General features: G+C 61.3%; 18 protein-coding genes. 1 reads left to right on the top strand and 17 read right to left on the bottom strand.

The features are described 5' to 3' along the window. Positions 1 to 5: 5 nt before the first annotated feature. From PHS32_RS05280 to PHS32_RS05225, 12 genes are read right to left on the bottom strand one after another with little or no spacing between them, the layout of a single operon-like run. Positions 6 to 1,691 carry a GspE/PulE family protein gene (locus tag PHS32_RS05280; RefSeq protein ID WP_301077819.1) on the bottom strand — a complete coding sequence of 562 codons (1,686 nt, stop codon included), beginning with the start codon at positions 1,689 to 1,691 and terminating at the stop codon, positions 6 to 8. Continuing rightward, positions 1,657 to 3,090, bottom strand: a complete 1,434-nt coding sequence (locus PHS32_RS05275) for an ExeA family protein (RefSeq protein WP_301077818.1) — start codon at positions 3,088 to 3,090, stop codon at positions 1,657 to 1,659. Before PHS32_RS05275 ends, PHS32_RS05280 begins: the two co-directional genes overlap by 35 nt. Beyond that, positions 3,087 to 3,872: a tetratricopeptide repeat protein gene (locus PHS32_RS05270; protein WP_301077817.1), complete on the bottom strand. Its 786-nt coding sequence runs from the start codon at positions 3,870 to 3,872 to the stop codon at positions 3,087 to 3,089. Before PHS32_RS05270 ends, PHS32_RS05275 begins: the two co-directional genes overlap by 4 nt. Then, a complete protein-coding gene (gene mshL / locus PHS32_RS05265; protein ID WP_301077857.1) occupies positions 3,869 to 5,605 on the bottom strand; it encodes a pilus (MSHA type) biogenesis protein MshL in 1,737 nt (578 codons plus the stop codon). The genes PHS32_RS05270 and mshL overlap by 4 nt, the downstream gene beginning before the upstream one ends. A gap of 28 nt (positions 5,606 to 5,633) precedes the next feature. Continuing rightward, positions 5,634 to 6,080: a hypothetical protein gene (locus tag PHS32_RS05260; protein WP_301077815.1), complete on the bottom strand. Its 447-nt coding sequence runs from the start codon at positions 6,078 to 6,080 to the stop codon at positions 5,634 to 5,636. Between the two features lie 8 nt (positions 6,081 to 6,088). Further along, on the bottom strand, positions 6,089 to 6,373 hold the full coding sequence (locus tag PHS32_RS05255; RefSeq protein ID WP_301077814.1) for a hypothetical protein: 285 nt from the start codon (positions 6,371 to 6,373) through the stop codon (positions 6,089 to 6,091). Between the two features lie 13 nt (positions 6,374 to 6,386). Next, the gene (locus PHS32_RS05250; protein WP_301077813.1) at positions 6,387 to 7,070 is read right to left on the bottom strand and encodes a hypothetical protein; all 684 of its coding nucleotides are present in this window, start codon (positions 7,068 to 7,070) and stop codon (positions 6,387 to 6,389) included. Next, a complete protein-coding gene (locus PHS32_RS05245) occupies positions 7,067 to 7,621 on the bottom strand; it encodes a hypothetical protein (RefSeq protein ID WP_301077812.1) in 555 nt (184 codons plus the stop codon). Before PHS32_RS05245 ends, PHS32_RS05250 begins: the two co-directional genes overlap by 4 nt. After that, the gene (locus PHS32_RS05240) at positions 7,618 to 8,901 is read right to left on the bottom strand and encodes a hypothetical protein (protein ID WP_301077811.1); all 1,284 of its coding nucleotides are present in this window, start codon (positions 8,899 to 8,901) and stop codon (positions 7,618 to 7,620) included. Before PHS32_RS05240 ends, PHS32_RS05245 begins: the two co-directional genes overlap by 4 nt. After that, positions 8,898 to 9,368: a hypothetical protein gene (locus tag PHS32_RS05235; protein ID WP_301077809.1), complete on the bottom strand. Its 471-nt coding sequence runs from the start codon at positions 9,366 to 9,368 to the stop codon at positions 8,898 to 8,900. The genes PHS32_RS05240 and PHS32_RS05235 overlap by 4 nt, the downstream gene beginning before the upstream one ends. A 2-nt stretch (positions 9,369 to 9,370) precedes the next feature. Then, positions 9,371 to 10,246: a prepilin-type N-terminal cleavage/methylation domain-containing protein gene (locus PHS32_RS05230; protein WP_301077808.1), complete on the bottom strand. Its 876-nt coding sequence runs from the start codon at positions 10,244 to 10,246 to the stop codon at positions 9,371 to 9,373. A 24-nt stretch (positions 10,247 to 10,270) separates the two neighbouring features. Further along, positions 10,271 to 11,062 (bottom strand): prepilin-type N-terminal cleavage/methylation domain-containing protein, encoded by a 792-nt coding sequence (locus PHS32_RS05225; protein WP_301077807.1) that lies wholly within the window; start codon positions 11,060 to 11,062, stop codon positions 10,271 to 10,273. Positions 11,063 to 11,385: 323 nt separating this feature from the next. Here PHS32_RS05225 and PHS32_RS05220 point away from each other — a divergent pair, with 323 nt between their 5' ends. Beyond that, positions 11,386 to 15,144: an AAA family ATPase gene (locus tag PHS32_RS05220; RefSeq protein WP_301077806.1), complete on the top strand. Its 3,759-nt coding sequence runs from the start codon at positions 11,386 to 11,388 to the stop codon at positions 15,142 to 15,144. An 82-nt stretch (positions 15,145 to 15,226) separates the two neighbouring features. On the opposite strand, the gene PHS32_RS05215 is transcribed toward PHS32_RS05220, so the two are convergent. The 5 genes from PHS32_RS05215 to PHS32_RS05195 form a co-directional block, all read right to left on the bottom strand. Beyond that, complete coding sequence (locus tag PHS32_RS05215) at positions 15,227 to 18,484, bottom strand: PAS domain S-box protein (protein ID WP_301077805.1); 3,258 nt, start codon at positions 18,482 to 18,484, stop codon at positions 15,227 to 15,229. A 310-nt stretch (positions 18,485 to 18,794) separates the two neighbouring features. Further along, the gene (locus PHS32_RS05210) at positions 18,795 to 19,379 is read right to left on the bottom strand and encodes a nucleotidyltransferase family protein (protein WP_366143462.1); all 585 of its coding nucleotides are present in this window, start codon (positions 19,377 to 19,379) and stop codon (positions 18,795 to 18,797) included. A 155-nt stretch (positions 19,380 to 19,534) separates the two neighbouring features. Next, positions 19,535 to 19,657, bottom strand: coding sequence for a hypothetical protein (locus tag PHS32_RS05205; protein ID WP_366143461.1), 123 nt, complete (start codon positions 19,655 to 19,657; stop codon positions 19,535 to 19,537). Further along, positions 19,657 to 20,052, bottom strand: coding sequence for a response regulator (locus tag PHS32_RS05200; RefSeq protein WP_301077804.1), 396 nt, complete (start codon positions 20,050 to 20,052; stop codon positions 19,657 to 19,659). The genes PHS32_RS05205 and PHS32_RS05200 overlap by 1 nt, the downstream gene beginning before the upstream one ends. Then, entirely contained in the window at positions 20,049 to 22,586 is a 2,538-nt protein-coding gene (locus PHS32_RS05195) for a response regulator (protein WP_301077803.1), read from the bottom strand. Before PHS32_RS05195 ends, PHS32_RS05200 begins: the two co-directional genes overlap by 4 nt. Positions 22,587 to 22,631: the final 45 nt, after the last annotated feature.

The following is a 22,631-nucleotide window of genomic DNA, read 5'->3' as shown; positions in this document are numbered from 1 at the left end:
CCTCTTCAGTCCGTCCCAACGGCGCGCCGAATTTCTTCTATCGTGGTTTCGCCCCTGAGCACAAGCAGCCGGGCTTGTTCAGCCATGGTTTGCATGCCCGCCAAGGCGGCCAGGCGGCGCAATTCATGTCGTGGCGCTTCCATCGCAATGGCATCGGCAAGCGCACTGTTGAGCACCAACATTTCATACACCGGCAGGCGTTTGAAATAGCCGGTTCCACGACAGCGCGGGCACCCCTTGCCGTAACGCACCATGCAGTTCTCCTTTCCCAGCCATTCCCTCTCGACCGGTGTGGCTTCGCGCTCAGTGCTGCAATGCGAACAGATGCGCCGCACCAGACGCTGATTGATGATGGCAACCATGTTCTCAGCGATGGTTTCATGGTCAACACCCAGCAATCGCAGTCGTGGCACGACACCAAAAATGCCACCCACGTGCAGCGTTGAGAGAACCAGATGGCCGGTGGAGGCAGCATCAAGCGCCGCGCGGGCTGTTTCCGCGTCGCGTATCTCGCCAACCAGAATGACATCCGGGTCGTGGCGCAGGAAATGGCGCATGGCTGACGCGAATTCGTAGCCTGCACGGCGGTTTACCTCGGTCTGACATGCCACTGGGACGCGGTACTCAATCGGGTCTTCAACCGTTAGCACGTTGCGTTCAATCACGGATTGCATGCGCAGCGCCGCATGCAGGGTGGTGCTCTTGCCCGATCCGGTCGGGCCTGTGACCAGAATCAATCCATGCGGACGAGAGAATACTTTTTCCAGTGCCTTGACATCGTCGGGCAAAAATCCAAGATCAGTCAGTTTGTCCAGATCACTGCGTTCGGGCAACAGGCGCAGCACCATGCGTTCGCCAAATTCGGCAATCAAGGTCGAAACACGAATGGTGTACAGGGAGTCGAGCGCGGTGGCGGTAAAGCTGCCGTCTTGAGGGAGCCTGCTTTCGGCGACATCCATTTCAGCCTTGAGCTTGATGAAGCTGATGAGCCGGTCAAGTGCCGGGGGGAGTGCAAACATCGGCTGAATGACACCGTCGATGCGCATCAGCACGGTTCGACTATTGGCAGTGGGGGCCAGATGGATATCTGTGGCTCGCTCACGCACGGCCAGATGCAGGATGTGATCGAGCAGCCGTTCCGGACTGTAGGCGCGGTCAATGTCTGCCTCCAGGCGACTAATTTCGGCCTTGAGCAGCTTTTCAATCGGGTTCTCCGAGAAATAATAGTGCTGGCGAACCAGCTGGATCACGCGGCCAAAGTCGCCTTGAAGAAATCGCGGGCGCAACCCGGTTCGCTGAAAAATGAAGTTGTCCAGCGTCCGCGGATTGGCATCGCCGAGTGCGACAACAATCTCCTCGCCATCTCTGTACAGTGGCAAGAAACATTTGGACAAGCAGACGTTGCGATTGAACAGAGCGGCGGCCTGAGGTTCTGGCATCGACAGGCGATCACTCGAAATATAGGGAATCCCTCGTTGTTGGGCTAGACAGCGTGCTATGTCCTGGTGCGTCGCAAAACCCATCTCCACCAGCAGGCCACCAAGTTGCCGGCCTTCAACGCGCTGCTTTTGCAGCACGTAGTCGATCACGACGGGGGGCACCAGACCAGCCGATACCAGGTATTGGCCCAGTGCCATCGTTGGCGCGGCGACTTCATTAACGTCTTGTTGTGTTTCTTGCGAGAGTTGCATTGATGTTCTCCAGAAGCATCCGGGTAAATTCGTCGGGAATTCCTGTCACAGGAATTCCATGGGAGGTCTGAAATTCGCGCAGGGATCGTTGTGTTCGGGCACCGAGATAACCGTCGACTTCGTCTTGTGCCAGCAGGTCAAGATCAACCAATCGTTGTTGCAGTTGCCGAGTGGCTTCGCTGACCTGATCAAAGGCGTAGGTCTCGCTGGCCGACGCAGGGGAGGCCCAGGTAATCCAGCGTGCACCGCTCTCTTCAAAGATGCAGGTATGCGGTGCATCCAACGCCACAAGCCCGAGCCGAGCTGGCAGCGTGCGCAGGGTAATGACGAGATCAGGCCAGCGCTGAGACAGTTGTGTCAAGCAGTCGCTGCGCGCCGATGAATTCGCTGAAACCAGTGGAGCAGACGACGCAACAGGCAACGCCACCTCTGCCTGCCGCACCACGGGAAGGGTGACCACTGCGGTGGTTTGGGCCGTCATGTAAGCCGCCGCGGCCAGCATCGGTATCCCGACGAGCAGGCTGATGACCAGAAGGCGTTTGGCGCCCGGGCGCCGCTGCGTCAGGGCCGGCTGCGTGATGGCGGGTATGTCCATGTCACGCAGTGCCGCACGCATGAGACTGGAGTCAATCACGCTTTTGTTGAGGGCTGCCAACCCGTAGAGGCAGCGATCCAGCACATGATGCATGCGGCGCAAGTTGCCATGTGTGCCACCATAAAGAACATGTGCGGCCGATGGATCGAGTGAAATGCGCCCGTTTGCACCCGCCGCGGTGATTCGGAATTCAAAATAGCGGAGCACATCCGTCTTTGCCAGCCCCATCAGAACGGCATGCTTGACAATCCTGCTGTGGAGTTGCCGCATGGATCTGCGTTTGAGTATCTCCAGCAATTCTGGCTGCCCGGCGAGCAGTATCTGAAGCAGTTTTTGCTGCCCGGTCTCCAGATTGCTGAGCAGGCGAACAAGTTCAAGGGAGGCCTCGGTCAAGTTCTGCGCATCGTCCACGATCAGTACGCACAGCTTGCCGAATCTGGCTTGTTGAATGAGGAATTGATTCAGGCAGGCCAACCCGCCATCAACCCCCTGTCCGACAGAGAGTCCGAAGTCGCGCAGGATCGCGTCGAGCAGCGCCTCCCCCTGAAGAAACGTGTTGAGGATCAGTGCCGAGACCGTGTTCTCCGTCCCCAGATCATCAAGCAGGTGCCGAATTAGCGTGCTCTTGCCCAGCCCCACTTCACCCATGACGACCACCACGCCTTTTTGGGCCTTGATGCAGTGCCGAACCTCCGCGTACTCTCGTTCCAAGTGCGGCGTCAAAAAGAAACTTAAGGCATCGGGTGTTGGCGGGAAAGGATTGCGGTGCAGCCCCAGACGACTCGCAAGAGCGCTTGAACTCATTGCGCGCGGCCTTTACCGTTAAGGACCAACAGTGCAGCCTGTACCGCGATGGCATCCGGGCTTACTTTTTGCGCCTCATCAAGAACGCGACGCGCGGCTTCGGGTTGCCCAGCCTTGAGCAGGATGCCTGCCAGATTGACGCTGGCTTCCTCGTCACCGGGCAAACGCTCAATGATCTCGTGGTAGTTGCGCCGCGCAACGTCGAGTTGATTGGTGCGCAAGGCCAGCCAGGCATCCAGGCGCAACAATGTCACGCTGCCTTCGGGCAGCTGGCGGCGCAAGGCGGCAAGATGGGTTTGCGCTTCTTCCAGGCGTTGCGCCTCCATGGCCTGCATGAAGCGAGCCAGCTGATTTTCAGACGCGGCTTCCGGTGCGGTTGCAGCGCTTGGGCGGCTCGTGCTGGAGGCGGCCTTCATTGCCAGACGTGGACGAACCGCTGTTGCGGTGTTTTTCACCTCCGCCACTACTTTTGTAGTGCGTGGCGCAGAGGGTACGGCGGCTGCCGGCTCAATCGCAGTGATCTTGGCGACCGGCGGCAGCGGAGGTGGCGGAACCACTGCGGCTGGCATGGCGAGCCGAGTCGTTGCCGGCCTGTCTTGAGCACCGTAGGTCGTCCATCCCGCCCAGGCCCCCACCCCCAGCAGCACTACAGCCATGGCACTGGCAACGCCGATTCCCAGAGGGCGGTACGAATGGCTGTTCCGTGGCACCAGGGGCTGAAACGTCTCCCGTGGGTTGTGGTCGCGGTCGAGTTCCTTGATGGCGTTGTGGATCAGGCTCATAAAACGCGCGCCCGCAAAATAACGACCAATTCACGGCTGGAGTGTGTTTGGGTCTGGTTGCCAAAAAGGCGGCCGAACACATTGATGTCTGACAGGCCCGGCGCACCACGGTCACTGTTGCTGTTTCGCTGGTCGATCAAGCCACCGATCATCACCACATCGCCGTCGCCGACGTTGAGTGTCGTGCTGATGCCTTTGTAGTTGACGACGGGAAGCGTCACTTTGTTGGAGGCATTGACTTCCACCAATTGCAGGCTCTTGGCATCCACATCACTTTGCATCGGGTGGATGAGCAGCTCGATGCGTCCGTCTTCCCGAACATAGGGCAGTACGCCAACCATCACGCCAGAGAACACGGAATCGGTCTGCACATCAGACGTGGTCGTCGTTGCGGTGGAACTGTTGGTTGTTTGCGCCGAACTCGACCGCGAGACATAGCGCAGGCTGCTGCCGACCGAAAGCATGGCCGGCGTGCCGTTGCGGACCTGGACGTTGGGGTTGGAGAGCACTTTCAGGTTGCCAAAAGAACGCAACGCATTCACGGCTATGCCAAAAGACCCCGATTGATAACCAAGGCCCAATGCGGGGCCGCTGGAACTGCCAACGGTGGTGGAGGGAATGGTCAGAGTTCGCCCGGCAAGGGTCGCCTCAGCCAGGGTTGAGGTGGCCCCGGCCAGGGTCATGGGTGAAGTCCCAAAGCCAGAGGCCACATTGGAGCGGAGCAAGGTCCAGTCAACGCCAAATTCAAAGCTGTCGGAAAGATGAACATCAATCAACTGCGCCTCAATGAACACTTGGCGACGCAACATGGTTTGCGCACGGGAGAGCATTTTCTCCACGGCCCGCATCTTTGAAGGACGTGTTTTGACATACACCGTACCGGTCATTTTGTTGAGAGAAAACAGGGAGCCGGCATCCCTGTCCTCGCCTCTTGCCGCGGTGCCCGAGGCTGCCCCGAGGCCGACTGCGGAGGCTGGCGCCTTGCCATCGCCCAGCATCGTTTTCAAGGCCGCTTCGATCTCGCCATAGGGCTCTGACTTCATGCCGCCGCCGCCGGTGAGTGACAGGTTTCCGGTCAGGACGTTGGAACTGCCCCCGCCGGCGGAGCCCGCCGATGCGCCGAACACATTGCCACCGGTAGACAGGCTCAAGTTATCCGTGGTGTTGAGAAAATCGAGGGAAAACATTTTTTCCTCGTTGAGAGAGACCCGCACCGTTCGCCCCTTGATCTCACCGAGGACATCAAACGCACGCAAGACTTCGTTGAACCCTTCGCGCAAGGAGACCTTGCGCAGGTACATGTCGGCCCGACGCTCTTCCTTCAGAACTGCGGGGTCGACGATCAAATTGAGATTGGCCTGATCGGCAAATGCCAACAGCACGTTACTGATGGAGGCATTGCTCATGGTCAGCGAGATATTGCTGGCCTCCAGGGGATCAAGACGCGGTGCCAGAGGCTTGATTTCCGCCGATACAAGTTCCTTGCGTATTTCCTTTTTCAGCTCGTCCTGATTGCTCAGCAGTTTCTTCGACTCCAGTGCCATTTGTTGGCGCAATTTATCGATGGCGGCATGGTCAGGCTCGGGGAGACCGCGAAGGCTGTTGGGTGCGGCGTTGGGCGTGGGCGAGGCACAACCCGCTGTCAGCAACGCAGCCAGAATCATCAAGGGCATACCCCGCCGCCACTTGACAGGGGCTGAGACGGCGTGGAATCGGTGGGGCGTAAACAGCATCAAATTTTCTCCAGAATATTCATAGGGTTCAGGGCGCGCGCGCATTGAGCCACCCGACCAGGGTTGTGCCCGACTCCGCCACCACAACATCGTCCATGTCCACTGCCAAGGCAGTCCCAGGTGCGTAGGCACAGGCGCTTGTCATGCCGTGAACTGAATCGAAGCGGTCGTTGTCGCCATTGCGATCCTGCAAGGGAAACACAATGAAAAATGCCGGATGGGAGCGCACGTTATTGACGCAGTCCACGGCACCTTCTGTCGCGTTGTTGCCGCTCACCCGCAGGTGGCTTGTTGAAAGCGCTGCATGGGCCAGGTTATTGAGCGCGATCACCAGATCGCGGGCATCCTGAAAGTGCGCGTCTCCTGGCAGATCGGCGCCACGCTCCAGCCGGATGGCCAGATCGGCATCCAGCGAAGCCGTGACATTGGCGGCACGGTACACGCCATAGGCAGCGCGGTAGGCGGCATCAGGCACGTCCAAGCCTAAAGTGCGGTAGGGAAACCAGCCCGTTTCGACGTTTTGCGGACAGGTTCCCACCCCCCCCCCCCCTCCCAGCCGTCGCCATCGGTGTCAGGACAGGGCAGGCGCGCATGGGTCAAGGCAAAAGCACGTACCGCTTCACGCAGGGTGTCGCCAGCCCGCGCCGCCAGCCCGCGTTCGCGCAGGGCATTGCCGTTGTCGTAGGCGGTGGAGACGCCGGAGACCATCAGACCCAGCACCGCCAGCACAACCACAAGCTCCAGCAGGAAATAGCCACCTTGGCGCATGTTGACGAGCGTTTCACTTGGCGATTGGCGCCGTGGCACTGGCTGAGCTTTGCATCGCCGTCTGCACGGTACGCACCTCGGTCATCAAGACCTGCAGACGTGCCTGATCCTGCTTTTGCGGATTGCTTGCAATGGCCTGAACCTCAAGTGCGATCTGCCGCAGACGCTCAACGCGTGCCAGGTTTTCGCGCAGCGCGGCAATGTTCACCCCGCCGATCACATCCTTGCCCTGGTTGCGTTGCAGGTCTGACAACGCTGCATCCAGTTCCTTCGGGGATGGCACTTTTCCACCTGCAACCTGGGCCTGCAAACGCTGCTGGATGGCCTCAATCGAAGGCGCACCCGGTTGGCCCGCGGTGGGGGCCGCCGCGCTGTTGGCTGGCCCGGCAGGCCGGGCTGTTGGCATGGCCCATTCCGGCTTGCCTGTGGTTGGTGCCGTTGCGCTCGCAGACCGGGTTGTCGATGCCGCCCATTCAGGCTGGCCTGCCCCGGCAGAACCGGCGCCATCGACCGACTTGTTGGGTACGCTGGCCATCACGGAATAAGGTGAAACGCCGGAAGCCGCCACACGGGGGGCTGCCGTCGTGGGATTGGGTGGCGACAGCGTGTCCCCTTGCGTGCCGGTCATGACCCACAACGCACCCAGCGTCAGTATGGCCAGTCCACTTGCCAGTCCGATCAGCACACTGCGATTCATGGTTTTGTGCTTTCATTTGAAATTGGCAAAGCGTCTTGCGGCAAGGGCGTGCCCCATCGCAAGGTGCCAACCCGCAAGCCGCCGATATCCACCTTCAAGTCCTGCTTGCCCTTGGTTTCCTGAACAGTGACTTGGGAGGGCTTGATGTGCAGAACCCGGCCACCTTGCGGCAAAAGCTGCCCCTTGCGCACAATGTTTCCGTCAATCACGGCCACCTCTTCATTGGCCATGCGGGCCAGAAGGTTCAGGTGCCGACTGGGTAGCTGTGGTCCATCCGAACCAGGTGCACCTGCAGGTGGCAAGGTCACCAGATGCGCACCGGCCTGGTCTTGCGCAGGTGCGCGTGCACCGTCCACCGCCGAAATCTTCTCCAGCGCCGCAACGGTTTCCTGTTGCGCGGCAAGTGCGTCCTGGGTGATCGGACGCATTTCCGGCAAGGCCAGCGGCGCAACCTGCCGGGTCTTATCCCCAAGCAGATCGACCACACCGCCCAGCCCCCAACCGAGCACCACGATGGCCACGCCGTTCAGTACCAAAGCGAAGTACTTCATGCTGCTTTCCTTTGCTTTGGACTATCCGCTGGCACCAGCCGATAAGAAAACGAACCTGGCGTTTGATCGGAGGGCACAAGCGACTGTGCTTGCCAGCCTTCGCTGCGCAAGTACGCCAGAAGTCGGCCGATCGGTTCGGTGCCGCTGGCCACACCATCAAAATAGAAACTTTTGCCTTTATCACCCGCGGCTTCCAGGCGCAGACGCAGGATGCGCACCTCGGTACCCGCGGTAGTACGCAGCAGGGTCAGCATGCGCACCGGGTCATAAACCGTGCCCACGGCCATCTGGCGCGCGAATGCACCTGCGGCTTGTGCGTCTTGCGGCAACACCCTGCTGGCGGCCTTATGGATACGCTGTTCAAGCAGCGTGACCTGGACGGCTGGTTCCGTGCGCTGGCTTTTTTCCTTGTGCGCCCACAGATAGGCCCCACCGCCCAATGCACCCAGGCCAAGGGCGATCGTTGCCGCACTGGCCGCCACCGCGGGCGCGCTTCGCTCCATCATCCAGGCCATGCGCGCCTGGCTCGTCATGCCACCGACACGCACTCCAGCCTGGCGCACGAGGGCTGGCAACGCCATTTTCATGCCCCGCGCCAGCGTCGTATGACTTGCCGACAGCACCGCAAACGCCGTGCGACCTGCAAACTGCTCACTCAGCCGGGTGATGAGATCAGCCGCTGTCTCGGACAGCGAATACCACACCACCGGCGCTGCCACGCCACGGGCGAGTTCAGCACGGCAGCGCTCAGCCAACAGGCGCACAGCGGCAGCAAGCTCAGCGTCGCCACGACCGGCGACCGCCACGTTGAGGTAGGTCGGCCCACCTTTGCCGTGGGCATAAAAATGCAGTCGCAACCCGCTGTGCACAATGCACGCCCGTCCTTTTCCCGCGCCCACCGGCAACAGTGAAGACAGTGGCAACAACTGGCAATGGTCGCTCTGGTCGTTGGCCCATTGGCTCAAACGCTGCCAGGATTCAAGCAAGAGCGCGCCGTAAAACGCCTGTACGCCCTCAGGAACCGCTTGATGCGCCTCGATGCGCACATGTGCCGGGCCTTCAACCAACCCTTCCTGCCGCAAACGCTTTTCGATGCGTGATGCCGCATGGGCCAGCTTGCCTTCCTGGCGCTCAATGCCCATGATGAGTGTGTCACCATCAATGACCACCCGTGCCGGGCCTGTGAGCCTGGGCCAGGCAGGAGTTTCGACCAAGCCTTGCGCCGTCAGCCTGAACCATCGCTCATCGCTGACATAGAAGATGTCTTCGTTCATGCTCATTTGCCGATCCTGAAATACAGCGAGCCAGTTGCCGCCAGGCTGATGCCCCGCTCACCCGTCGCAGGTGTTGAAAACAGCCCCGCCTCGGGCGACAAAACGCCCATATCAAACGTGTCAGCGGCGAACAAGCGGCCGTTTCCTCCCGCCAGTTCGTGCAACAGCACATCGGCCTCACGACGTGCCGCCACCCCAGGCAGGCGCTGAATGCGTTGTTCAGCCCATTGCTCTGATTGAAACCCCAGCCGCGCAACCTCCGCGGATAACTTCTCAGAGAGAGCTGCGAACTTTTCGCGTCGCTCTGCCTCAGGCAACAGGCTTTCCAGAGCCACTCTTTTGGCGTTGAGCTCTGCCGTGGCACGACGTTCGGCGGACAACTGACTCAGCCCACTGCGCGCCAGCCATGCGCCGGCCGTCAAAAGGACGATGGACACGGCCAGCCACACCAGTGAACGGCGGCGCTGGGTCATGCTTATTGCTCCATGATCCAGTGGGCCGTCAGCAGTACCACCCGATCCTCGTCAAACTGGCGACCGGTGGCAGTGGCCGCGCCGGGGGCCGCGGCACCTGTCGCGGCATCAGCCGTCTGGATGACGCTGGCGATGGTGTTGTTGGCCTCCCAGGCGGTGCCTGGCCCGTTGGCGGTAGCCGCGCCTGCATGCGCAGCGCGTCCCTGAATGCGAAAACGCCCCTCCCGCGAGTCGGGCTTGCCGTCGATCACCTGATCCAGAAAGCGGGCCAGGTCAGGGGTCAAGCCGCGCACCACCATCACATTGCCAGCGCCGCTGGCGGTTCCGGGCGGGTTCCATTGAAAGCAGACCTGCACTTCGGCCGCATTGCCGTTCGAGTCTTGGTAGAGGTAACGGTCTTCATGCCCTTCGCCTCGCCCCGGCGGTGGCCGAATGCCGATGTGCGTCATCAAGGTGCGCAGGGCTTGAGCGGCCAGACCCGCATCACCGGCACCGGTTGTGGCAGGTGCGTAGCCCTGACCCTCGCAGACTTTCAGACCGGTGTTGCCAAAGCTTTCGGGAATCCCCGCCACCGCCTGCCCCCCCGGGCGGGCGCAGGCCCCGGCACCACCAATCGTGGTTTCACCGCCATTGACCATGTAGGTAGGGGCCTGCTGGCAGTCCCCTACCACCACGCCGCTGCGCTGGTAATACTGGTCATAAGACTGCTTCCACTGGTAGAGGAATTTGTTGGCGACCTTCTGGTATTCAGCGTTGCGCTGAACGTCCTTGCCAATGGCGATGGCACCAATGATGAGGCCGATGACGGTCAACACAATCGCCATCTCCACCAGGGTGAAGCCGCGCTGCAAGTGGCGGCCCAAAGTAGCTTGTTGCATGAGAATTCTCCTGGAATTGGGGGGTTACTGGTTCATCTTGTAGATGGCCACCACCGTCGCGACCTGGCTCTCGTCCCGCTGGAGGTTATCTCCAGCGGCAGCTGGGCTGGCGATTGAGTCGTCGTTGGTTCGGTTCCATGGCACGCCTGGCGCATTGGCCACACCGTTGGCAACGCCCTGCATGCGAAAGCGACCCTCCTGTGCATCAGGCTTGCCATCCACCATCTGGTCCAACATGCGTGCCAAATCCGGGGTCAGACCGGTGATGACCATCACGTTGCCGGAACCCGACGCATTACTTGGGGGATTCCACTGAAAACAAACCTGGATTTCCTGTGGGTTGCCGTTGCTGTCGAGGTAAACATAGCGATCCTCAAAGCCTTCGGCACGCCCCGGTGCCATGCGGATGCCAGCCTGCGTAAATAGCGTGCGCATGGCGACGTTGGTGGCCGCAGTGCCCATGTTGGCACCGGTGGCCCCGTTGCAGACGCTGCCAGGGCTGGTCACGCCAGTCATATTGCCGCCGGACATTGAAAGGACCTCCACAGGCGCATAGCGCTCACCATTAACCATCAGACGCGGTGCCGTCTGACTGTCGCCCAGCACCACGCCGGTGCGCTGGTAATACTGGTTGTAAGACTGCTCCCACTGGTCAATGAATTTGTTCTTGATCTTGGTGTATTCAGCGTTGCGCTGAACATCCTTGCCGATGGCGATGGCACCAATGACGAGACCGATCACAGCCAGCACAATGGCCATTTCGACCAAGGTAAACCCGGCGGCATTGCGGCGGCTGGGGCGAAATTTTTGGGACACGGATGACTCCTCCACGTTAAAGCGAATGGCAACGCCTCAAAGTGGGCGACCGCCTCGTACCGACCCATCAGGTGGGTCCGCGGCTGAATCTTATGAAGCCACCGTTCGCCAATCGTTCGCAAGCCATCTTGGTCTCGATCGGGGTCTTCGCGCCCGGCACGCTGTCGCGCAGCCTCCTATGCCTGAAAATGGCATGATTCAATACACACCATTCCAGCGTTCGCCAATCGTTCATGACTACACCTCCTAGCGCCTGCCAAGGTCTTCAATTGCGGCTATTGGGCGGTTTTGATGCTCAATTGAGCGGATGTCCCGTCACTGGCTTGTCTTATCTCAAGATGCGCGCCCTGCTGGCCTATCTGGCGGTGGAATGGCAGCGGGAGCACAAACGGGAAGTGTTGGCCAATCTGCTGTGGGGTAACAACAGCGCCACCACGGCACGCGGCAATTTGCGCAGGACGTTGGCGGATTTGCGCCGGGTGTTGGAATTACCCTCGGGCGAGGTGCTGTTTTTTGCCAGCAAGGACAGTATCCGCTTTGTTGCAAAGGTGGATATCGATGTGCGCAGCTTCACGGGTCAGCGACCCACAGCCTCCGAAAACAACGCCCAGGCTCTGCGCCATGACGAATCCATCCTGAGCCTGTACCGGGGTGAGTTCCTGGCAGGTATGTCTTTACCCGACAGCCCGGATTTTGAGCATTGGCTGCAAATGCAGCGCGAAAGCCTGCGCCTGCGGGCACTCGCCTTGCTGGAGCGACTCTCCAACCAATATGAATCGATGGGCAAGCACACGAAGGCACTGGAATATTCCTTGCGGTACTGCGAATTGGAGCCTCTGAATGAAGATGCCTGCCGACGGGTCATGCTTCTGCATGCGTTCAATGGGCAAATCATGGCGGCTCTCGGCCAGTTTGACGCTTGTTGCCGCCAGCTGAAAAAGGAGCTGGGGGTATTGCCCAGTGAGGAGACCCTGCAACTCGCTGAGCGTATTCGCCAAGGAACCGCACAACGCAAATCGGCCGGTGCGCTGCCTGCACCGCATGCGCAAGCCCCGCTGCCATTGCCGGCGCAGCGGTGCCAGGTTACCGTGATGTACTGCGAATTGGTGCACGACGTGTTCGACGACCCCGATGAGGCCATGGCCTTGCTGCACGCCCCCCAGGCGCGTTGCGTGGCGATCATTGCCCGCTTGTCAGGCCACGTGGTGCAGACGCATGGTGGCAGCCTGCTGGCCTATTTTGGCTACCCGAAAGCGCACGAGGACGCGGCCCACCGCGCCGTGCTGGCCGCTTTGGCCGTGACGCAAGAAGCCGTTCCCGGTGTTGACATTCGCGCCGCCGTTCACACCGGTTTGATCATCACCGGCAGTGATGCGGCCATGCCGGACACCTCGGGCCGGACCACGCGCATGGCGATGGCGCTGCGCCACACCAGCAGGCAGAAAAAGGTGACCATCAGCCAGAACACCCATGATGTGGTGGCCGGGTATTTCGATTGCATCAGCCTGGGCGCACAGCCCATGGCCGGATTCGGGCAGGCGCTGGAGCTGTTCAAGGTGGTGCGTGAAAGTGGTGCGCGCACCCGGCTCGATGCCGCCACACAGCTCACCCCCTTTGCCGGGCGAAAGGCCGAGATCGACGAACTCCTGGGCTTGTGGCAAGAGTCAACCCAAGGCACGCGCCATGTGGTGCTGCTTCAGGGCGATGCGGGTATCGGCAAGTCGCGCTTGCTGCACACCTTGAAAGAGCGCCTGGCAGACCAGCCGCATGCTGTTCGTGAGCTGCGTTGTTTCCCGGAATTCAGCCAATCGCCGTTTCATCCGCTGATGACCTTGCTCGAAGCTGTGATTGGCTTTGCGCACGAAGATTCCCCCACCGTGCGCACGGGCAAACTGGTGGCGTATTTTGAAGCCCGCTTTCCGGCCTCGGCACCCACCGCAGTGCCCTTGCTCACGGCGCTGCTTTCGCTGCCGCAGGACGGGCGCCACACCTTGCCCGAGGCCTCCCCGCAAAAGCACAAGGAGCAGACCCAGCTCATTTTGCTTGAGCTTTTCGATGCACTGGCGACGCGGCAACCCGTGCTGTTCGTTGTGGAAGACCTGCATTGGATCGACCCGTCCACGCTGGAACTGTTGACCCTGTTCGTTGAGCGAAAAGGCCGTCATGCGATTCTGGCGATATTGACCGCACGGCCTGACTTTGATCCCCCCTGGCCGCAATCACTGGAGCGCACCCTGGTGCTGGCACCGTTGGCGGCGAAGGAGGTGATGCGCATGATCGCCTCGCTGCGAACCGACATGCCAGCCGACACCATCGAACGCATTGTGGAACGAGCAGACGGCGTACCGCTGTTTGTCGAGGAAATGAGCAAATTGGCCTGCACCCACAGCCAAGCCAGTATTCCCGCCACCTTGCACGATTTGCTGGCCGCACGCATGGACAGCCTGGGCCAGGCCAAGGCCACCGCGCAACTCGCCGCCACACTGGGGCGGGAGTTTGATCTGGATGTGCTGCGCAAAATTTTCCCGGCGAACTCACCTGAGTTGACCCACGGGCTGAGTGCCTTGCAAGAGGCCGGCTTGATCTCCAGAATCGACCGCACCTGCTGCCAATTCAGGCACGCCCTGATTCAGGAGGCGGCCTACCAATCGCAAACCAAACCGGCCCGTCTTGCCGCGCACCAGCGCATTGCACAGGCCTTGCTGAGCCATTTTCCCGATGTGGTGGCCACCCAGCCTGAATTGTTGGCGCGGCATTTGTCATCCGGCGGCGAAACACGCCAGGCGTTCGACTACTGGCTCAAAGCCGGGCAACGCGCCGCTTTGAGTTCAGCCAATGCCGAGGCCATGGAGCACTTCAACACCGGCCTGCAACTGTTGCTGACACTGCCCCCTTCGACCGAGCGCGACCGACTGGAATTTGCGCTGTGCACCAGCCTGGGTTCGACCCTGATCGCCACCCGGGGGTATGGCTCGGAAGAAGTGGCAGCCCAGTACACCCGGGCCGCACAACTGGCGCAAGGCTTGGGCGACCGCAACGGCTTGTTCAAGGCCACATGGGGTTTGTGGCTGGGCTCAAGTTCGCGCGTCGGGCATGTCCACTCGCTCGAACTGGCGAACCAAATGCTGCAACTGGCGCAGCGGGACCTTGACCCGCTGCACCTTCAAAAAGCCCACTACGCCATGGGCAACAGCCTGCTCTGGACCGGGCAGCTCAGCCAAGCCCGGCAGCACCAGGAGCAAGGCATGGCCCTGTACCAGGCGGCGCATCACGACATCATGGTGCGCGAGCTGGGCGAAAACATCTGTGTCTCTACCGGTTCCCAATTGGCCTGGGTGTTGTGGCTTCAGGGTTTCCCGGATCAGGCACGGGCCATCGGTGAAAAAACGCTGGCCTTGGCGCGTGAAACCCAGCACCCGTACAGCCAGTGTTACGCCAGTGCCCATGTCATGGTGCTCACCCGCTGGCTGAGACAAATCGACAGCACCCGTGAATTGGCAGAGAGCACCTTGGCGCAGGCCCATCAACATGGGTTTCCGCTGTGGCGGCTGTCAGGCCTGGCCTTCCAGGGCTGGACCATGGTCATGCAGGGCGAGGCACAAGGTGTTGCCCAGTTGCAGATGGGGGTTGACACCGTTCGCGCCGCAATGAGTGGCATCGAGGCCTTCTTCCTGGCACCGCTGATTGATGCCCAGATGCGTTTGGGACAGTGGGAAGAGGCACTGTCGGGCACCACCACGGCGCTGTTGGTGGTGCAAGCCAAAGAAGACCGTTTTCAGGAAAGCGAATTCCTCAGGCTCCGGGGCGAATGCTTGCTGCGAATACCTGTGCCTGATGCGCTTGCGGCTGAGTCCTGTTTCCGCCAGGCGCTGGCCATCAGCCAGCAACAGGGCGCGAAATCGCTGGAATTACGCGCTGCCACCAGTCTGGCGGGCTTGTTGCGCAGCCAGGGCAAAAAGCGCCCGACCCTGCTGTCTACCATTTGCCGCTGGTTCACCGAAGGTTTGGACACCCCTGATTTCCAGGACGCACACCAACTACTGATTGCACGCCAGACAAAGCGCCAAGGATTTGATGATTAAGCTCGGTCAGCAGCGCGACCGCGACCCGCTCAAGAGCCGCAAAGACAGCCTTCAGGCGCGGGTGGTAAAGCAGTTACCGGGACTACTTAGGAACAACCGGTAGCGCGGCACGCAGCAGGACCAACGCCTCTTCGTAATCGTAAGCGTTGACACAGCGCAGCAACCTGTCGCCCGCCTCGCCCAACGTGGCATGCAACAGCGGCACCTCGCCGCGCACCAGGTCAACCGCTTCCATATCGCCTGCTTCAAGCAGACTCTCCAGGCGCGCCAGCACTTTGCCCTGGCGCACCTTGTCGCCGGCCAGGGGCGGTGCCGTTCCAACCACGCCGGCCTGGCGGATGCCGTCGATCAGGGCGGGCAGTTCCTTGATCAGCTCGGCGCACCGGCCGGCCACCGCTTCCAGCCCTTCGTTCCGGTTGCATGCCGTCTGGATGGCGTCGGCGATTTTCGATACCCGCATGGCCCCAACCATGCCGGCCGAGCCCTTCAGCGCGTGCGCCAGCTGCCCGATGGCAAGCAGGTCATGGGCCGCCAGACTGGCGGCGAGGCGTGTTGCGTCTGGCGCATGACTCTCGCAGAACACGGCCAACACATTGGCATAGATTCGGCTGTTGCCCAGGGACCTTTGCAGCCCAAGCTGGTAATCCAGTCCGGCAACGCCGGCCAGCCGATCCAGCGATAACGGATGACTGTCTGCCGACGTCTGCGTCATCGCTGGCCGGGTCGGCGGTTGCGCCGGCGGCAGCCACTTCAGCAAGATGGCAAAGAGGGCTTTCGGATCGACCGGCTTGGCGATGAAATCGTTCATGCCGGCCGCCTCGCACTTGCGCCGGTCCTCGTCAAAAGCGTTGGCCGTCATGGCCACAACGGGCGTTGTCGCACAGCCCGGCAGGGCGCGAATGGCACGGGTAGCCGTCACGCCGTCCATTTCGGGCATCTGCATATCCATCAGGATCAGGTCGTAGGCGGCGACGCGCGCCTGGTCCAGCGCCTCACGGCCATTGCCGGCCCAATCCACGGCCATGCCGACCCCGTGCAGCAGTTCCAGCGCCACTTCCCGGTTGACCGCGTTGTCCTCCGCCAGCAGCAGGCGGGCACCGGCGTGATGCTGACGCAAGTCGGCTTCGGCGTTGCCGCAGCCCGCATCCGGGATGGACGGCATGACGCCGTGGCCGCGCCCGAGTCGGGCGGTGAACCAGAACGTGCTGCCGCGCCCGGGTTCGCTGGCGACGCCGGCGTCGCCCCCCATCAGCAAGGCCAGTCGCCGTGTGATGGCCAGTCCCAAACCGGTACCGCCATAGCGGCGCGTGGTCGAGACATCGGCCTGCTCGAACGCCTGGAACAGTTTGCCAAGTTGCTCTGCTTGAATACCAATGCCGGTGTCCTGAACCTCGAAGCGCACATGAATTTCATCGCCTGTGTCTTGCACCAGGCAGGCCCGCAAGGCAACGGAGCCCGCCTCGGTGAATTTGATGGCGTTGCTGGCGTAGTTCAGCAAGGCCTGGCGCAAGCGCGTCGGGTCACCGCGCAGCCAGACCGGCACGGCATCGGGGTCCACCGTGATCGCCAGCCCCTTGGCCTTGGCATGATCGGCGACCAGGGAGTGCACATGGTCCAGCACGCTAGCCAGATGAAAGTCCGACTGCTCCAGTTCAAGTCGTCCGGAATCGATCTTGGAGAGATCCAGGATGTCGTTGATGACTGACAGCAGGTGATTTGCGGCGCTATCGATCTGGGCCAGTCGCTCGACCTGTGTCGGGGTCGGGTCGGAGCGACGCAGCAGATGGGTGAGCCCGATGATGGCGTTCATGGGCGTGCGGATCTCGTGGCTCATGTTGGCCAGGAAGGCACTCTTGGCGAGGTTGGCGGTATCGGCGCGTTCCCGTGCCTCGGCCAACTGCGTTGTGCGGCTGACCACCAGTTCCTCAAGGTGATGCTGGTGGCGGTTCAATTCCTGCCCCAGCCGCTTCTTCTCGGTGATGTCCTCCTTGACCGCCAGGTAGTGGCTGATGACGCCATCGGGCTGACGGATCGGCATCACGCTGGCCAATTCGATGTACTCGCTGCCGTCCTTGCGCCGGTTATGGAACTCGCCCTGCCAGGGTTTCTGATGGGTCAGCGCATCCCACAGCGAGGCATAGGTTTCCGGCGGGGTCTTGCCCGAGTGCAGGAAGCGCGAGTTCTGGCCGATGGTTTCTTCACGGCAATAACCCGTGTTCTGGACAAAGGCCTCGTTCACATATTCAATCCTGGCGTCGACGTCGGTGATGACGATGCTCTCCGGGCTTTGTTCCACCGCCAGCGAGAGCTTGCGCAATTGCGCCTCGGTGGCATTGCGTTCGGTGATGTCACGGACAATCGAAACGCCAAAGATATCGCCCTCGTATTCGAACATGGAACCGCTGAGTTCCACCGGGAACACCCGCCCATCCTTGCTGCGATGCCGGGTTTCGAACTTGTGGACGGCGCGCTTGTTCAACATCGCCTGCTTCATTTCCTCGGCTATCTGGTGCGTCACACCGGGGTCGATGTCGGGCGGGTACATGGTCAGCAGTTCCTCCCGGCCATAGCCAAGGGAGCGGCAGGCGGTTTCGTTGACGTAGATGAAACGCAGCGTGTGGTCGTGCACGAAGATGGCGTCGTTGGAGCTATTGACGGCGCGCTCCAGGATTTCCATTTGGTGCTGCATTCTTCCGGACACCAGCAGCGGCAAAGCGACGCCAAGGACCATGTTCAGGCCGATTCCGAAGACCAGGGACAGCGTCTGGACCGTGCTCGCCATCTGCATCGAATCCTGCCCCGGCAAGGGCAGAAAAAGCGTGATGACGGCGCACGCGCCCATGAACAGCGCGCCGGCCAAAAAAGCCGCGGCAACGAAGCCGCGCAGCAGCCGGTCGCCACCGTCTCCCGCACGCAGCAGCACGACGGCGCTGGGAAGCAAGACTGCCGCCAGCGCCACCGACAAAGTAACGCTGCGCGCCGACGGGCTGGGTGCCCCGTAACTGAAATAGCCCAGCAGCACGGCAGCGGCGACCACCACCACCCAGTACCAGGGGAACTCATCCCGGCGCCCCCGGAAACTCCCATTGCCCAGGTACAACCAGGCCCCGCCCACGATCAGCAGCGTGTCCGCGGCAACGCCGGAGAGCAGATCGGGAACCGTGCCGCGCAGGGCCAGCAGGGCGTAAGCGGCGCCGGCGGCGCTCAGGCCCGAGATCCACTCTGGCAGGCCGGGGGCCTTGGCGCCGGTCCGCTTCTTGACCAGTTGCAGGCCCGCCGCCGGCAGCAAGCTGCTGACCATGGCGAGAAAACTCAGCGTGCGGAAATCGAGGTTGTGCATATTGTTTTCAACTGCAGAGGGCCATCAGTCTCGATGGCCAAGTACACCCGGCTCTCACGCTGCCCATTCTATGCTTCAACCCGTGTTGCCGTGGCCAGTTTCCCTGCCCCTATGAGGGTTGATTCTGGTCACTTCGCAGGGGGACTGACGCTGTTGCCTGGCGCCGCCACGGCTGCGTCGCGGAACAAGGCTGGGAGGTAAAACTTTTCCTCGTCTTCTCTTCCATTTTCCTCATACCCCCTGCCCCTCTCTCGCCTCGCCGGGCGAAAGAGGGGAGATTCATTTGGCCGGGTGTTTTAAGGTGGGGCGTCTACACCGGAATGATGGAAACCAGCGGCCACCGCTCACGGAATCGCTTTGTGACGACACGCTGCCAATAAATATCTTTGCCAGCACGGACCGGGTTGTGACGCACGAGCAATCCAAATAAGTCTCCAAGTCCATGCGGAGCAGTAATACCGACCGAGTCATCATGGTTAAGCGTAACGCCAACGCAGGTAGCGTATTCAGGCCAAGTTGCGACACCCTCTTCAAGGGATTTCAGCGGCGCGACTTCCTGCGAAAACTGCTCTTGAAACCAGCAGTGAACAGTCGCTTGGTTGGTGACCTCCCATACCAAATTGGGCATGGCAAGGCGAAGGCGTCTCTCTAGTTCAGCATCGCGCTCCGGTCCGACTGAATCTTCGAAATAGACAACATCGATGTCGTCCAGGGAAGTGGGAACTGCATATCCATGCAGTCTGTCCCACACCATGGAACGCACCGCACCAGCTCCGATACACCAGGAAACCAGCTCAAGGTCGCGTACTGCTCTTAGTGCTGCCATCAGCTCATGGGACGACAGCACCATTGCTATCAGGCGTCGCTTGAGTTTGATTTCAACATCACTATTCACGACTGAATGCTAACGAAGATTGTTACTGCCAACGCCCACCGCTATTGCTGATGAACCGATAGTGCTAACGCCATTCATTCAATGGCGGTAATCACCCCCGACTTTTGGCACTCGACGGCAATACGGGATGTTCAATGACCGAACGCCGCAGCGCCTCAATCCAACGCCGGCAATTTCCCCCGCACCAGCCGCAACTGCCGCCCACAGCGCGCCGCCAGCGTTTCGTCATGGGTGATGACGATGAACGCGGTGCCTTGGGTGCACGCCAGTTCCAGCATCAACTCGAAGACGCTGTTGGCGCCGGCACGGACGCCAATATGCGTTCCACCTCGGCGAGAAAGCTCTGATACTGGATCGGCTTGGCGATGTAACCGTCGCAGCCGGCAGCGATCACCCTTTCCTCATCGCCCTTCATGGCAAAAGCCGTGAGCGCGACGATCTTGATGTGGCGTGTCGCTACCGATTCCTTCAGCAGGCGGGTCGCCGTGAGACCATCCATGCCGGGCAACTGAATGTCCATCAGGATCAGATTCGGCAGGTGTTCGCGGGCCAGCACCATGCCGTCAAGGGCATTGACCGCCAGCAGCACCTGGTAGCCCGCCCTGTCGAGCAACATATTCACCAGTTTCAGGTTGGCGGGAGTGTCTTCCACCACCAGCACCCGCGCCGTCATGGGCGCGCCCCGTGACTGGTTTTCAGCACGCGCTGAACTTCGTTGATGAAGTGCGCGTGGTTGAAACTGGCCTTCTCCAGGATGGCCGCGACAGAGCCGTTCAAGGCCGCGTGGTCTTCCTCCATGAGGGTCTTGGCGGTCACCACGACGACGGGGATAGCGGCCGTTTCCGGACTGCTCTTGAGGGCCTCGACGACATCGAAACCGTTGACCTCCGGCATCAACAGGTCGAGTACCAGCAGATCGGGCCGTTCGCGCCGCGCCATGGCAATACCCTCCTTGCCACCATAGGCCTGCAACACCGTGTAACCCGGTTCGGCCAGGTAGGCTGACAGCAGCTCCACCGCCTTCGGATCGTCGTCGACCACCAATACCTTGAGGGCACGGCTGGTCTTTGCCAGCCCGAGACGCTGCAGAGAATTGATCAGTTCATCACGCGCCACGGGCTTCTGCAGCACGGCACTGGCGCCCAGAAAGAACCCCTTGCGCGGGTCCGCGATGATCGAGACGATGACGACCGGAATATGGAGCGCGGCCGAGCCCGGCTGCTTGAGCCGCGCCAGCAGATCCCAGCCGTCCATGTCAGGCAACACGACGTCCAGCAGGATGACCGCCGGTTCCCGCTGCATCAGTAATTCGAGCCCCTGCTTCGCGCTGGCGGCGCGCACGATCTCGAAGCCTTCGGGCTCCAGTTGCAGACGGATCAGCTCAGCGGCGCGTTCGTTGTCTTCGATCACCAGCGCCAGTTGCCGGCTGGGGCCGGGCGGTGCTGGCAGCGGCACCGTTTCATCCGCGCCGCCGGTCACCGCGTCTACCTTGCGCCACGGCAGCCAGACGGTGAAGCTGGAGCCCTGTCCCGGTGTGCTGGCCAAGGCAACGGTACCGCCGTGCAGGTGGGTCAGTTTCTGGACCAGTGCCAGCCCCAGTCCGGTGCCTTCCGTGACGCGCGACAGCGAAGAATCGAGCTGCGAAAAAGACTGAAAAAGGCGTGGCAAATCCTCGGCGGCGATGCCCAGCCCGGTGTCCAGCACCGCGATTTCCAGGAACTCCGTGAAGGCGCTGGGTGGCAGGGGCAGGCGCAGACTGGTCGGCTGCTCTGATGCCCAGGTTTCGATGGCGGAGCGTTCCACCTTGCGCGCCCGCAGAATCACCCGGCCGTTCTTGGCGGCGAACTTCACGCCGTTGGACAACAGATTGAAAACAATCTGCTTGGTCTTGCGCATGTCCAGCAGCAGCGTGCCCAGTGGCCCGGCGACATCGAGTTGCAGCGCGATGGATTGGTTCGCGGCCTTTTCCTTGACGATAGCGAGGCTGTTTGCCAGCATGCCATCCAGGTCCAGCGGGTCCAGGTCCAGCGTCATCTTGCCAGCCTCAATCTTGGACAGATCGAGAATGTCGTTGATCAGGGACAGCAGGTGCTGGCCGCTGGTGAAGATGTCCCGGACAAACTCCTGCTGCTGTGCCGTGAGCTCGCCCACCAGCCCATCCTTGAGCACCTCGGAAAAGCCGATGATGGCGTTCAGCGGGGTGCGCAGTTCATGCGACATGTTGGCCAGAAATTCGGACTTCAGCCGACTCACCTCCTCCAGCTTCTGATTCTTTTCGGCCAGTTGCTCGTTGACCGATTCAAGCTGGGCCGTGAGTCGCCGCAGGTCGTTGGTCTTGCTGCGCTCCCGGTCATGGGAGCGGGCCAGTCGGGCGTAGAGCTTGCCGTTTTCCAGCAGCAACACCATCAGCACGAAGCTGGCCGCCAGCAGGCCGTAAATGCGACCCGCGTACCAGCCGAGATCGTAACGGCCATGGTTCAGAACGGCGGCCAGCGCGCTATCGAAGATCCAGACGCACATCACCACCATCAGCCAAAGATCGAGCACCGAGTGGGGTCGCCGCCACCACAGGACAGCCAGGGCGACGACGCTGAACATCCATACCACCGCGGCAACGACAACCTTCGCCGGGGCATCCAGGTTGCCCGCCATGATCACGGGCAAGGCGTCTTCGGTGGTGGCCAGAAGCGTCAATCCGCCGGCCACGGCAAGCACCGCAATCACATAAGGCAGCACGGCCAGCAGCAGGTGGTCGTTGGGTACGGCGGGCGCGCCAAGGTCGTCCTTGAGCAGCGCATAGCCGATGACGAACAGGGGAAATCCGCCGTGCCAGAGGAAGTAGATCCACGCGGTGGACTGCGTCCCGGCGCCGAGCAGGCCGGCGGGCGCGAAGAGACCGGGAAAACTCAGGGCGTGGGCCACGGCCATCGCCGCACTGAACAGGTAGCCGCAAGCCAGTACCGGCAGCGCCCTGGAGCGCAGGATGCCATACTGGCCGAACAGCAGCACCGCCGTGATCGCCTCGCAGACCACAAGAGCGGATTGATAGATCGGCAGAAAGGCCGGCATCTGCGGCAGCGGGACTTTTGCAAACGGCGCCGCGGCGAGGAACACGGCCAGCGAGGCCAGGAAGACGGTCAGCGCTGCGCGACGGGCGCCGCGCCCGGGGCCATAAGTGGACAGGAAGAGCGAGCTGCTGTCCATCATGCCTCTTCCTGGTGGTCAGAAAATCGCCAGCAGAGCCGGCCGCGC

It is taken from the genome of Rhodoferax sp. (genome assembly GCF_028714215.1).
Taxonomy (GTDB): domain Bacteria; phylum Pseudomonadota; class Gammaproteobacteria; order Burkholderiales; family Burkholderiaceae_C; genus Rhodoferax.
Note: the sequence above shows the minus strand (reverse complement) of the source record. Positions and strands in the feature narration are given on the sequence as shown.